Genomic DNA, 14,021 nt, shown 5'->3' on the forward strand with positions numbered 1-14,021 from the left:
TTCGCAGCATCAAGCTACCATGATCGTGGCTCTTTTCATTCAGCTATCATTATTCTGTTATACCCATTCTCACTTCAAATGTCGTTCCGCCCTGCTCATTTCCGCGAACCTCAATCTTCCCATCATGCACCCGCACAATTTCACGCACTAACGCAAGTCCAAGTCCCACACCGCCAAGCTCACGGCTTCTTGACTTATCTACCCGGAAAAATGGTTCAAAAATCTGCTCTCGAAATGTCTCATCAATTCCATTCCCAGTATCCGCAACTGTCAGGACAACTTCATTCTTCTCTCTCTTCGCCGATACTGTAACGGTTCCATCTACCCGATTATATTTAATTGCATTTTCAACGAGATTATAAATCATCCGATAAATCAGAATATCACTTCCTGTCAATATCAGTTCATCCTCTGGCTTTTCGTTACTGTTCACACTACATGCGACCAGCAACGACTCTTCTGTTCCATCTGTTCTTCCATCCGATGAATTCTGTGTCTTCTGTATCAGTTCAATATTCTTTTCCTGCGCCAGCGGTTCCAAATCTGCCAGCACCTCCTCTATCAGCCCCTGCATTTCAATCTTTTCATTACGTGCTACCGTCTGCAGCTCACTCATATCTAAAAGCGTTCTAACAAGCTTGCTAAGGCGTTCATTTTGCTCTGTTACCATCTGGATTGTCTCTTGTGCAGCTGCTTCGTTCTCTGAATTCTCCGCCGCATGATAGAGATCTAGTTGTGCCTGCATTAATGCCAAAGGGGTTCGGAGTTCATGTGCTGCATTCCCTGTAAACTGACGCTGTGTCTCGAATGATTCCGAAAGTCGCAGGAGCATCTTATTATAAGATGTACGAAGTCGGTCCAACTCTGCGATTTTATTTTCCTCAATCGTATACTCTGTCAGATTCTGCGCCTGAACCTTTTCTACTGTTTCTGAGAATTCTCTGAGCGGTTTCAATGCGCGGCCACTGACAAAATAAGTTACCGCTCCGCCAATCAGCGCTACAACACCAGTGATCAACAAACTTCTATTTCTATAATCTGACTTTGAATTGTATACTTCCGTAGAAAATTGTGATGCGAAATCATCCCACTCATTATCCGGAATATCAATGTAGACTGCCTCCGGCGTAGTGCCCTGATCTGTGACGGTCTCCTGAAGCGTATCGATATAATAGACACCATTCTTATATAAGAAAAATGTCAGACATCCACACAATACTGTGATCAGCATGGTTGTAAGAATCGTCAGTCTCCACTGGAGTGATATTTTTCTCATGCTTTTCCATCTCCTATCTTATACCCCTCACCAATCTTATTCACGATGGGATCATAACCAAGTCCTGCTTTCAGTTTCTTTCTCAGAGAAGACATATGCACTCGGATCGAACCGCTGAAACTATCTACAGAAGAATCCCAGACATGCTCGATCAACTCTTCCTGACTGACCGGTCTTCCCTGATTCAAAAGAAGATACTCCAGGATTCCATTCTCTTTTCTTGTCAATGCGACCGGCTTGTCTTTTGCATATGCAGTCCTTTCTTTTGTATCAAAACGAAGACTGCCACATTCAAGACAGACATTTTTCTGTACAAACTTTCTTCTTGTCAGGCTTCGCACACGGGCTTCCAGCTCTTGCAGATGAAATGGTTTTTCCATATAATCATTCGCCCCCGCATCAAGACCGTCAACCTTATCTGCAATCTGACTTCTCGCAGATAAGATCAATACTTTTGTCTCTTCATTTTCCTTGCGAAGCTCCCGAAGAATATCCATTCCATCCATCCCCGGAAGGTTAAGATCCAGCACGATCAGATCATACATTTCCACATAAATCATATCCAGTGCTTCCTCTCCGTCATTACACGTGTCTACCTCATAACCTGCCTGATGCAGACTTTTCGCAATCATATCACATAATTTCTTCTCATCTTCAACAACTAATAATCTCAATTTATTTTTCTCCATTTTCTTAACAGGAATTTTACACCCTCTATTGTATAATGCAAACATCGAAAGGTCAATAAACGGTTACTGTTCACACGATGTGCGACCAGCAACGCATCTCGCCATTTTAAATCGCCTTTGGCGATGGGGCGAGATGCATTCAAGCCAAAACATGCATCCTCCGTGTCAATCAGCGGAGTGATTGACACGGGAGTAAACAGTAACAATAAACTGACTTTGAACATTGAAAGGAGTATATGAATGAAATCTGAAAAAGCAACACAGATTCTTTTACTTGCAGCCGGTCTGGTATTTTTCCTTGTCGGAATCTTCCGCGGAGAAGCTGCGGTTGTGCTTAGCAAGGCAATAAAATTATGTATGGAGTGTGTCGGAATTGGATAAGAAAATGAAATCAAGCAAAAACCCTCTGGTCCGCTTCCGCGGATGGATTCAGGCAGCTGCAACGCTGCTGACCAACATTCATATCCCGAATCTGTTTAAAGGGAAAATTTATCAGGGAAATGTAAAGACGATGTGCGTTCCGGGACTAAACTGTTACTCTTGTCCTGCCGCCACAGGCGCCTGTCCGATCGGAGCATTTCAGGCTGTAGTAGGATCCTCCAAATTTAAGTTCACTTACTACATCACAGGATTTTTCATCCTGTTAGGTGTTCTGTTAGGACGATTTATCTGCGGATTTCTCTGTCCGTTTGGATGGTTCCAGGATCTGCTGCATAAAATTCCGGGCAAGAAACTTTCCACCGCAAAGCTGAAGCCTCTGCGGTATCTGAAATATGTGATTCTGGTTGTCTTTGTTATACTGCTTCCGGCATTTGTAACCAATTCACTTGGTATGGGAGATCCTTTCTTCTGTAAATACATTTGCCCGCAGGGAGTACTTGAAGGCGCAATCCCACTGGCACTTGCCAACTCAGGAATCCGTTCCGCGCTTGGACATTTATTTACATTTAAATTCACGATCCTTGCGCTTTTCATCATCCTGAGCATCTTGTTTTACCGTCCATTTTGTAAATGGATCTGCCCGCTGGGCGCTATTTACTCACTGTTTAACAAGGTATCTTTTCTTAAGATCCAGGTTGATCATGAGAAATGTGTTGGCTGCCAGAAATGCAGCCGTGTTTGCAAGATGGATGTCAACGTAGTAGACACACCAAACCATCCGGAGTGTATCCGCTGCGGAGAATGTATGAAAGCCTGTCCGACTGACGCAATCTGCTATCATTATGGGTTTTCAAACAAGAAAAAGGCTGACAATAAATAAACTAAAACAAACAAAATGTAATTTAAAGGAGATTTAAAATCATGAAAAACAAAACACTTAGAACAAACGCAATGAAATTAAAAAAGGTAATCGCTGCATCACTTGCCATTTCTGTACTTTTTGCATTTACAGGCTGCGGAAATTCTTCCTCAACAACCAATACAAAACAGGAATCTTCTTCCACAACAGAAACGGGCAGCACTGACGAGCTGAACAAAAAACTGGACGACCTTTACCAGCAGGAAAACCAGCTTTTTGCTGATCACAAAGATGCATGGGACAAAGTCTTTGGTCTTATGAACAAGAACACTGACGGTGATGCCATGAACGAAAACTATGCTGACTTTCTTGCAAGTACAGTTGAATCTAATAAAGACTCTTTCTCTGAAGAAGAATATGAAACTTTGAGCAAAGACATTGAAACAATTCGCGGTATCGAAGAAGAGATTGCAAAACTCGAGAAAGAGAGCGCTGCATCCGAATCCTCCGACAACGCTTCCTCTAAATCAGATGAGTCCACAGGTGTATTCAAAGGTTTCAAAGGAAAAGATCTGGACGGCAATGATGTAGACGACAGCCTTTTTGCTAAAAACAAAGTTACAGTTGTAAACTTCTGGTTCAGTGGATGCAAGCCGTGCGTCGGAGAGCTTTCCAAACTGAATGAATTAAATGAGAAGCTCAAAGAAATGGGCGGTGAAGTTGTAGGTATCAACACTGACACTTTAGACAACAATGAGGCTGGAATCAAAGAAGCAAAAGAAATTCTGAAAGCACAGGGCGCTTCTTACAAGAACCTGACTTTCGATTCTAATTCAACAGTTGGAAAATATGCCGGAAACATCATGGCATTCCCTACAACAGTTCTTGTAGATAAAGACGGAAATATTGTTGGCGAGCCATTCATGGGTGGCATCGATGATCAGTCAAACTACGATCAGCTGATGAAGCAGATCCAGTCCGTACTTGATCAGAACTAATTCGCATAAGTATCATACTTAGGGGCAGTTACTGTTTGCAGTAACTGCCCCTAACAGCATTTACGCGGATCGTGTTTCTCATAGTTTACATCCACCGCCGCACTTGCTATACTAAACTCATATATACAAACTCAGGAGGCTATTTAAAATGTCTTTTATCAGCGTTTTTGATGTTATGGGGCCGAATATGATCGGTCCTTCCAGTTCTCACACTGCCGGTGCGGCACGCATTGCTTATCTTGCACAGAAGATGATCAACGGACCGCTTGCAAAAGTAGAATTTATTCTCTACGGCTCTTTCGCCAGAACGTATCACGGACACGGTACTGACCGCGCACTTCTTGGAGGAATCATGGGATTTTCCACTGATGATATGCGAATCCGGAATTCCTTCGAGATTGCTACAGAAAACGGACTGAAATACTCTTTTACTCCGAATGAGGAAGAAACTGATATTCATCCGAATACCGTCGATATTATTATGACCAATACTGCCGATCAGGAGATGACGATCCGTGGAGAATCTCTTGGCGGCGGTAAAGTCCACATCACACAGATCAATCATGTAGAAGTAGATTTCACCGGTGAATACAGTGCTATCATTGTTGTCCAAAAGGATGTTCCGGGTGTTGTTGCCTGGATCACCAGCTGTCTCAGCGACCGCCGGGTCAATATTGCTTTTATGCGTCTGTTTCGTGAATCGAAAGGACACACTGCTTACACGATTGTAGAATCCGACGGAAAACTTCCGGAAGAAATTGCCGACACCATCCGCCAGAACGAACATGTTCTGGATGTTATGGTCGTACAGATGTGATTGTGTTCAAGGAGGTTTTTTATATGGATTTTAAAAATGCAAACGAACTCCTTACACTATGTAAGGAACAGAATATTTCTATCTCTGAAGTTATGCGTAATCGAGAGATCATAACCGGAGAATGTCCTGCTAAAGAAGCGGATCAAAAAATGGCGCGTGTTCTTGAAATCATGAAAGAAGCTGCCCGCTCTCCGATTGAAAAACCAATCCGTTCCATGGGCGGGCTGATCGGCGGAGAGGCACAAAAACTTGCCCAGCATTCTGCCAGTGGTCAGGGACTGTGCGGTGAACTGCTTGAGAAAGCTATCACTTATGCTATGGCAACCCTTGAGACAAATGCGTCCATGGGACTGATCGTTGCTTCACCTACCGCCGGTTCCGCAGGCATCGTTCCGGGATTGCTTCTCGCTTTTCAGGAAGTATACCATTTCTCCGACAAAGAGATTCAGCAGGTTCTCTTCAATGCGGGCGCTGTCGGTTACCTCGCCATGCGAAATGCCACTGTTGCCGGTGCTGTCGGAGGGTGTCAGGCTGAGGTTGGTGTTGCATCTGCTATGGCAGCGTCTGCCGCTGTTGAACTTATGGGTGGAACTCCTAAGCAATGTCTGGATGCCGCCTCAACAGTCCTTATGAACATGCTTGGACTCGTCTGTGATCCGGTCGGAGGTCTGGTAGAATACCCTTGCCAGAACCGTAATGCAGCCGGGGTTGCCAATGCACTGATTGCAGCTGAAATGTCTCTTGCCGGCATTTCTCAGCTCATTCCTTTTGATGAAATGCTCGAGGCAATGTACAAAGTCGGGAAGCGACTTCCGGTTGAACTGCGTGAGACAGCATTAAGCGGATGCGCAACAACACCATCTGCCTGTGAAGCATGTCATATACACGCATGATAATACTATTAGATCAACTATTCTAAATAATTAACCCGGAGGCAGGAAAAAATGAAACCGATTTACGAAGAAAATGAAGAAACACTGGAAATCGCTGAACAGATTTCTTGCCATATTCCCCCACATCTTCACAAATCAATGGAACTTGTATCCGTGACAGAAGGTACACTGGAAATCGGAGTCGGAACTGAATTGTATCATATGGAAAAAGGCGATTTTGCACTTGTATTTCCGGAATTGATCCACCACTATCAGGTATTCAACAGTGAATCCTGTAAGGCGATTTATGCACTTGCTTCACCGCTTCTTGCTCCTAGTTATACGAAAGAATTACAGCAATTTTGTCCTGTAAATCCGGTAATTCTGGCTCAAGAAGTACACCCAGACGTAAATTATGCCCTGCGAAGCATGCTGGTCTATCCAGCCGCTTCACAAGGGCATGTTCTGCATCAGGCATTTATTCAGATTATACTTGCACGCACTCTTCCCTTATTTGAAATGATAGATAAGAGCAGTGTGGGAAGTAATAACATTATCTACCAGACTGTTTCTTATATTGCTGCACATTATACAGAAAAACTGACGCTTTCCAAAATGGCTCATGACCTTGGAATCAGTCAGTCCTCTTTATCACGTGTCTTCTCCGGTACATTTCATACTAATTTTAACCGGTATCTGAATGAAGCAAGATTGGATTATGCCTGTAGTCTCCTGCTTCACAGCGACCATACGATTCTCGACATCTGCATCCGGGCAGGATTCGACAGTCAACGGACATTCAACCGAGTATTCCAGGAGCAGTATCATATGTCACCAAGAGAGTATCGAAAGCAGCCGCATTAAGCAGCTCTTTCGATATTAACCTCTCTCATATGCCATCTGATAAATTACCAGAATATCCTCATATGCCAATGGCTTATATCCAATCAATGAACGGGTTTTGTTCCTTGAGCAGTCAAGTGCCAATTTCGCAAGATCATCTTCTTTTACACCAAGTTCTTTTAATCCGATTGGCATCCCTATCGATGCATAATACTGCTCCTGCATATCAATTGCAGTTTCAATTGTCTTCTCCGGATGTTCAAAATCAATATCCAGTCCCCATACGTTAGATGCATACTGCAGCCAGCGATTTATATTTGCTTTATAAACATATCTTGCCCAACTGCACCACAGCGCTGCAAGTCCTGCTCCATGCGCTACTTCCGGGTACATTCCGGATACTTCATGCTCTAACTGATGAACAACGAGCTGGAACTCTCTTCCACACTGTGTGAGTCCATTATGTGCAAGTGAAGATGCCCACATCATATTTGCTCGTGCAGTATAATCTTCCGGATTCTTCAGACAATCTCCTGCAGCTTTTCGTACACTCTTAATCACAGCCTCTGCAATCGAATCTGTCAGATAGGTATCCTCCCCCGGACAGAAATATCTTTCAATCGTATGCATTGCAATATCTACTGCTCCGCATGCTGTCTGATAAGGACTTACTGTATAAGTAAGAACCGGATCCTCAATTGCAAAGTTCATACGGTTAAAGAGTCCGTTACAGCCACGTTTCTCTCCTGTTTCCAGATTACTGATCACACAGGAAGAACTCATCTCGGAACCGGCTGCTGCCAATGTCAGGATCGCTCCCTTCGGAAGTGTCTTCTGTGGAACAGCTTTACCACAATGAAAATCCCAGACATCCACTTCCGGATTCGCCAGTCCATTTGCAATCGCCTTAGATGAATCCAGAACGGATCCACCTCCTACTGCAAGAACAAAGTCTACGCCTTCTTTTTTGCCAAGCTCAATCCCTTCTCTTACAAGCGGAAGTTCCGGATTCGCAACTACTCCGCCAAGCTCTACAAAACTGATGTTTTCTTCCCTCAGACAATTCTCCACCTTATCAAGCAGTCCACTCTTTCTTGCTGAATTTCCACCGAAATGTACCAGAACTTTCTTTGGATGAAATCCTGCAATAATCTTACCGACCTTTAATTCCTCGTCTTTTCCAAAGTATACTTTTGTTGGTGTTTCATAGATAAAATTATTCATTTCTAGCACTCCTCATTGATATCCGCACGGTCTATCATTACATTCAGAATCTCTGTATCCGTGGCACGCATACCAACTCTTCCAATGTAACCCATGCTCTTAATTGTTTCTTCAATATCATCTTTGATGATACCTTCTCCCGGCAGGAAACTTTTGTTCTGAATACTAAGCTGAAAAGCCATAAGTGCAGCATCAACAGATGTCGCTATCTTCGCTGCGCAGGAAGGTTTCGCTCCATCGCAAACGATTCCTCCGATATTTCCAAGTGTATTGATGATTGTCAGGGAAACCTGTTGATAGGTTCCACCATACATATAGGTAATCCCTGCACCGGCGCCACAGGCAGCACTGACTGCACCACAGTACGCCGAAAGACTTCCAATATAATATTTCTGATGGATCGCAATCAGATTGCTGACAACAAGAGAACGGCAAAGCTTCTCATGAGATACTTCCCATTCATCTGCAAACACAATAACCGGAAGCGACACCGTCATGCCTTGATTACCACTTCCTGAATTGATAACAACTGGCATAGAACATCCGCCCATACGCGCATCACTTCCGGCTGCTGCCCTTGCACAGGCTCTCGTAGTAACACTCTTTCCCCATACATGCATCAGAGTTTTACCAATCTGCGCTCCATAGTTATTATCAAGTCCTTCCTGAGCAATCGCAGAATTCAGTTTAATCTGTCGATCAATGATCGGCTGCACATCTTCCATACGAACCTGATCCGCAAAATCAAGGATATCTTTAACCGTAAGTTTTGATTTATCTACGGTAGTCTTAACCTCTGATTTATAAGGATTATCCAACAGCACTTCACCATCCTTTTCAATTCTTGTAATATTCGTGTGCTGATGTTCGATTGTTACAGAAGCAAAATGCTCTCCTTTTCTTACTTTAGCTGTAATATAGAGGTTATCAACTCCTTCAACTAAAGAACAGGAACAGATTTTCTGATTGATCAGTTCTTTCGTTTTCGCAATATCTTCACAAGTCACTTCACTCAACACTTCCAGTGCCTTATCCGCATTTCCCCCTACGATACCAAGAATTGCTGCCACTTCCATTCCTTTCATTCCTCCGGAATTCGGAACTGTAACGCCCTTAACATTCTTGATAATATTTCCACTGAGTTCCATTTCTACAGAATCTGGAAATTCTCCAAGAATCTGACGTGCTTTTGCCGCTGTATAGGCAATTGCGATCGGTTCTGTACATCCAAGAGCAGGTACTAGTTCCTGCCTTAGGATATTCAGATAGTTTTCGTATAATATAGAGTCCATTTAAAAGGTGCTCCTTTCTCAAAATAACGTAAATGTATATGAAACAAGTATATACTTTTTAAGAAAATAAAACAATCATTTACGGATAGAATCACATTTGTGAAGAATTTCTATATATAAAAAATAAGAGTAGATATCTTCTCTCAAGACATCTACCCTTATTTTTTATTGTTTATTTGATTTGATTTTTGTGTATATTCCATGGCTTACAATCTTCCGCCCCATCCATAAGTATTACCCATTAATTTTACATAACTTTCAAGTGATTCTTCAAACCATTTTGCTAATTTTCTCATAATTTTCTTTCTCCTTTTTTCTTTTATTTTCTTTTTCTATTGCTTATCTAAAGTACATTCCGTTCATCTGTCCAAAGAACTTAATATCTTCTTCATAAATCTCATGCAGCCATCTTTTAATTCTCTTCATCATCTCTAAACACCTCCTTTTCATTTACAATTGCATTATAGGCGAAAAGGAGGTGCATTTCTTGCCAAATCCAGATGAAAAGTAGCCAAAATCTGTAAATACGCTATAATTTAAATATTTTTCTTGTTTTTTCAAGACATTTTCCAGTAAGTTATGTATCTCACATAAAGAAGGGGCTGTCGGTAAATAACGTTTTTTAAAGCTGACAGCACCAAACAAAAATATCCTGACAGTTACAAGGCTTTCTGGCTCTGCAACTTGTTCAGGATATTTTTATTTTGATAAATACTTTCTGTTTTTGGCCGCAAAAAATCCTTGTTTGGATTTTTTATTATCAATTTATTTATTCTCTGCATTTATTTTCTTGTAAAATGCTTTGTCTGTATAAATTTCATCCTTAAACGGATTCAACTTATTCTTGCGGATTACGCTGAACTGGTAAATAACTGCTGCCGCATTCACAACTAAAGAAAGAAAGCTTACAGCAAAGAATGCCTTCGGATTATGTGTTGTCGGAACAGGCGCCAGTCTGTCTGCAAACTGTGGAACTGTCATGATAAACATAATCCAAAGTGCCAGTGTGTGTGCTCTATGCTGTAACCAGCATCCTTTCTTGATAAAGAATGCAGGGATAGTACAGGATAACAGCAGAATCACACCACAGTATACAGAATGGTCTGAAATACAGTTATATGTATATGCAAAGTTCCAAAGATCATATCCAAGGATATAGATCCAGTCCATATCCGGCCACATCATATCTTTACTCTTTTCTTTGGAAATGTAAATACCTGTCCACCCGCAGATCAGCAGGATGTTTAAAATACCTGCAATTCCATTCATGATATTCCACGGTCCTGACATAACCCAGAGATTGTTTACCTTCTCGCCTGCAAATGCATGGAAGCTGTATGCCTCGAAATCACGGAAAACTGCCTCACAAATATTGATTGCAAGAATCAGTGGCGGGAAGCAGATTACCCATTTATGCTTTGTCGCATTCGGAATATAACGCATCAGCATGAAACCAACACAACCTGCAAGTGCAGAGTAAGTCTTTGCCCAGTTGAACCAGTTTCCGGTTCCGTACTCATTTCCCGGCGCACAGGTTGTCGGCCATACAAAGATTGTCAGCACAACCGGAACAATCACAAACAGTAAGATTCCACCCCATTTTGTTTCACGTCCTAATTCATTCAGTGCGATCAGGACTACGAGGATAAAGAACATAATTCCCCAGGTTTTTAAGTCAGGTACATTATAAAGTATTCCCATTTACTTTTCCCCCTTGTTTCCTTTTAAAATTTTCCTTAGATTTTAATTTGTAACTGTTCAGAGCCAAGCAAAATTTCATAAAACAGGTGTAAAATGCTTGCATTTTTAAGACTGTTTTTGAAATTTTATTTGGCGGATACGCCACACCGACGAAATGCGTAGCATTTTGGAGGTTGGCTCTGAACAGTTACTTTAATTTCTTTCAAATTTATTTCTTCTTAAATTTTAACTTGATGGACTGTTTTACCATGTTCGGAAGAACAAATTTCAGACGATCCTCGTAAGGAACCATTCTGCTACATTCCGGAAGTTCTCTATGTAACTTGATTGCATCAAATTCACATTTTGTTGTACAAAGTCCGCAGCCGATACATTTATTCGGATCAACAACAGATGCTCCACATCCAAGACAGCGCGCTGTCTCCGCTTTCACCTGCTCTTCTGTAAATAAAAGCTTTGCATCACGGAAGGAATGTTTTGTATCAATTGCATCATTATGTCCTGGAATCTGACGGCTGGAATTATCATAATTCTCCACCTTGATGTCATTCTTATCTAATTCGATGAAATCATTTCTGTTACGTCCGATTGTAAGACTGGACTTTGGCTGTACAAAACGATGGATTGAGATTGCTCCCTGCTTTCCTGCTGCGATCGCATCGATTGCAAACTTCGGTCCTGTATAAACATCTCCACCAACGAAAATATCCGGTTCTGCTGTCTGGTAAGTAAGCTCGTCTGCAACTGCTCCATTGCCGCGTCCAAGTTCTACCTTGCTTCCCTTTAACAGATCACCCCATACGATTGACTGACCAACAGAGAAGAATACATGCTTACATTCTACTGTCATAAGCTCACTCTCATCATATGTCGGATTGAATCTTCCTTCTGCATCAAATACAGAAAGACATTTCTTTAATACAACACCGCAAACCTCACCATTCTCGTCTACGAGAACTTCCTTCGGTCCCCAGCCCGGATTTACAACGATTCCTTCTGACTCAGCTTCTTCTATCTCTTCTACGGAAGCCGGCATTGTCTCTCTGGACTCCAGACAGAACATATTTACCTTTGTATCGTCACTTGCACATCTCTTAGAGTCTCTTGCTACGTCGATTGCTACGTTACCACCACCGATGACAACTACGTCACCCTTGATATCGTATTTCTCATTTGCATTCACCTCTTTTAAGAGATCAACCGCAGATGCACATCCCTTTACTGTATCATTCGGGATTCCCGGAAGACGTCCGCCCTGACATCCGATTGCAATGTAAAATGCTTTGTATCCCTGTGCACGAAGTTCATCTAATGTGATGTCTTTTCCAACTTCTACACCAGTCTTGATCTCTACCCCCATCTCTTTGATAATATCGATTTCTGCCTGTACGACATCCTTCTCTAATTTGAATGATGGGATTCCGTATACGAGCATACCGCCGGCGCGCTCATTTTTCTCGAAAATAGTTGGTTTATAACCTTTTTCGGCAAGGTAAAATGCACAGGATAATCCCGCCGGTCCACCACCGATGATTGCAATCTTCTCATCGAAATATCCTTTTGTTGCCGGAACTACTTTCTCCGGAATAAAACGTGTCTCAGCATTCAGATCCTGAGCTGCAATAAACTTCTTAACTTCATCGATTGCAATTGCCTGATCGATTGTTCCACGTGTACATGCGTCCTCACAGCGACGGTTACAGATATGTCCGCAGACTGCCGGGAGTGGGTTGTTCTTCTTGATCAGTGCAAGGGCATCTCTGTATCTTCCCTGCGCTGCCATCTTGATATAACCCTGAACAGCGATATGTGCCGGACAGGCTGTTTTACACGGAGCTGTACCTGTATCATAACAGTTGATGCGGTTCTTATCACGATAGTCTTCGTCCCACATCTCCGGTCCCCATTTCTTCTCTGTAGGAAGAACATGCTTCGGATACTCTACTTGAGAACCATCCTTCTTACAAAGCTTCTGACCAAGCTTAACAGCACCTGCCGGGCAGTACTCTACACAACGTCCGCAAGCCACACAGTTCTCTGTCTCAACTTTTGCAACATATGCAGATCTGTCCATATTCGGTGTATTAAATAACTGTGAAGTACGAAGCGCATAACAGACATTTACATTACAGTTACAGATGGCGAAAATCTTATTCTCACCGTCAATATTTGTAATCTGATGTACGAAACCATTGTCCTCTGCCTGTTTTAGAATCTCTAACGCGCGTTCCTTTGTAATATAGTGTCCACCTTTATTTGTCTCAACGATATAATCTGCCATATCGCCCACCGCAATACACCATTCTTCCGGATCATCCGCACATCCCTCATCGAATGTTTTACGAGATCTTCTACAAGAACATGGACTCGCTGCATATTTTCCCTCATACTTTTCAAGCCAATGTGAAATGTGCTCAATTGGCAGAGACTGATTCTCTGTTGAAATCGCCTTCTCTACCGGAATAACATGCATTCCAACACCGCCCTCAGGCATAAATGGTGCAAGTCCTTCCAATGCAATACGACTCATTCTCTCAAAGAAAAGTCCAAGCTCCGGATGCTTCTCTAACATCTTCGCATTCATACAAGAGAACTCTGCACTTCCAGGTACGAAGATCGGCAGTACATACTGCTTCTCATGCTGTGGATTTTCCCAGTTATACTCCACCAGCGCAACCTCTGCCATTTCCTCTAACTGCTTCTCCAGATAACCTCTGTCCTTGCCTGTCACCTTTACCATCTGATCTAAAGTTTTCGGCTGGCGCACCCCCATCTTCAATGCGATCTCAGCCTGCTCATCTGTACACAAAAGTGCCAGTCCCCAATACTCCGGATCGTACTTTGTCATCTTCTCTAATCCGAGCTTTTTCTTTGCACGCCCTGTCATCATCTTGGCAAGTTTTAAGATTGGTTCACGTTCTTTTTCGTTCTCAATATAGTCCGGATACCAGCCTTTAAATTTGTCTGTCATATTCCCTCTCCTTTTCATAAATCTTTTCATAAATTATAATAATTTCCTATAAGACCAACATAACATTTGTTATGTGCTTTGTCAAACAAATATCGATG

At 42.4% G+C, this 14,021-nt stretch carries 12 protein-coding genes; 6 read left to right on the forward strand and 6 right to left on the reverse strand.

Translation table 11 applies throughout. From position 1 onward, the window contains the following. Positions 1 to 49: 49 nt before the first annotated feature. Both ACZ47Z_RS15120 and ACZ47Z_RS15125 read right to left on the reverse strand, forming a co-directional pair. Positions 50 to 1,276, reverse strand: coding sequence for a sensor histidine kinase (locus tag ACZ47Z_RS15120; protein WP_464525714.1), 1,227 nt, complete (start codon positions 1,274 to 1,276; stop codon positions 50 to 52). Beyond that, the gene (locus ACZ47Z_RS15125) at positions 1,273 to 2,010 is read right to left on the reverse strand and encodes a response regulator transcription factor (protein ID WP_055147259.1); all 738 of its coding nucleotides are present in this window, start codon (positions 2,008 to 2,010) and stop codon (positions 1,273 to 1,275) included. The genes ACZ47Z_RS15120 and ACZ47Z_RS15125 overlap by 4 nt, the downstream gene beginning before the upstream one ends. A 195-nt stretch (positions 2,011 to 2,205) precedes the next feature. Here ACZ47Z_RS15125 and ACZ47Z_RS15130 point away from each other — a divergent pair, with 195 nt between their 5' ends. From ACZ47Z_RS15130 to ACZ47Z_RS15155, 6 genes are all read left to right on the forward strand, one after another. Then, a complete protein-coding gene (locus ACZ47Z_RS15130; RefSeq protein ID WP_020435933.1) occupies positions 2,206 to 2,346 on the forward strand; it encodes a CD1871A family CXXC motif-containing protein in 141 nt (46 codons plus the stop codon). Then, a complete protein-coding gene (locus tag ACZ47Z_RS15135) occupies positions 2,339 to 3,226 on the forward strand; it encodes a 4Fe-4S binding protein (RefSeq protein ID WP_054752676.1) in 888 nt (295 codons plus the stop codon). Before ACZ47Z_RS15130 ends, ACZ47Z_RS15135 begins: the two co-directional genes overlap by 8 nt. A gap of 41 nt (positions 3,227 to 3,267) precedes the next feature. After that, positions 3,268 to 4,203, forward strand: a complete 936-nt coding sequence (locus tag ACZ47Z_RS15140; protein ID WP_015527735.1) for a TlpA disulfide reductase family protein — start codon at positions 3,268 to 3,270, stop codon at positions 4,201 to 4,203. A gap of 148 nt (positions 4,204 to 4,351) precedes the next feature. Continuing rightward, the gene (gene sdaAB / locus ACZ47Z_RS15145) at positions 4,352 to 5,020 is read left to right on the forward strand and encodes an L-serine ammonia-lyase, iron-sulfur-dependent subunit beta (protein ID WP_054752674.1); all 669 of its coding nucleotides are present in this window, start codon (positions 4,352 to 4,354) and stop codon (positions 5,018 to 5,020) included. A gap of 23 nt (positions 5,021 to 5,043) precedes the next feature. Beyond that, positions 5,044 to 5,913 carry an L-serine ammonia-lyase, iron-sulfur-dependent, subunit alpha gene (gene sdaAA, locus ACZ47Z_RS15150; RefSeq protein ID WP_020437104.1) on the forward strand — a complete coding sequence of 290 codons (870 nt, stop codon included), beginning with the start codon at positions 5,044 to 5,046 and terminating at the stop codon, positions 5,911 to 5,913. Between the two features lie 51 nt (positions 5,914 to 5,964). Beyond that, entirely contained in the window at positions 5,965 to 6,756 is a 792-nt protein-coding gene (locus ACZ47Z_RS15155) for a helix-turn-helix transcriptional regulator (RefSeq protein ID WP_054752672.1), read from the forward strand. A 15-nt stretch (positions 6,757 to 6,771) separates the two neighbouring features. Here ACZ47Z_RS15155 and ACZ47Z_RS15160 read toward each other — a convergent pair whose 3' ends face one another. From ACZ47Z_RS15160 to ACZ47Z_RS15175, 4 genes are all read right to left on the reverse strand, one after another. Then, the gene (locus tag ACZ47Z_RS15160; RefSeq protein WP_464525715.1) at positions 6,772 to 7,959 is read right to left on the reverse strand and encodes an iron-containing alcohol dehydrogenase; all 1,188 of its coding nucleotides are present in this window, start codon (positions 7,957 to 7,959) and stop codon (positions 6,772 to 6,774) included. 2 nt (positions 7,960 to 7,961) lie between these two features. Further along, positions 7,962 to 9,251 (reverse strand): L-cysteine desulfidase family protein, encoded by a 1,290-nt coding sequence (locus tag ACZ47Z_RS15165; RefSeq protein WP_464525716.1) that lies wholly within the window; start codon positions 9,249 to 9,251, stop codon positions 7,962 to 7,964. Between the two features lie 765 nt (positions 9,252 to 10,016). Continuing rightward, positions 10,017 to 10,952 (reverse strand): DUF5692 family protein, encoded by a 936-nt coding sequence (locus tag ACZ47Z_RS15170; RefSeq protein ID WP_055163273.1) that lies wholly within the window; start codon positions 10,950 to 10,952, stop codon positions 10,017 to 10,019. 208 nt (positions 10,953 to 11,160) lie between these two features. Beyond that, positions 11,161 to 13,923: an FAD-dependent oxidoreductase gene (locus ACZ47Z_RS15175; RefSeq protein ID WP_464525717.1), complete on the reverse strand. Its 2,763-nt coding sequence runs from the start codon at positions 13,921 to 13,923 to the stop codon at positions 11,161 to 11,163. Between the last annotated feature and the right edge of the window lie 98 nt (positions 13,924 to 14,021).

It is taken from the genome of Mediterraneibacter faecis (genome assembly GCF_055383675.1).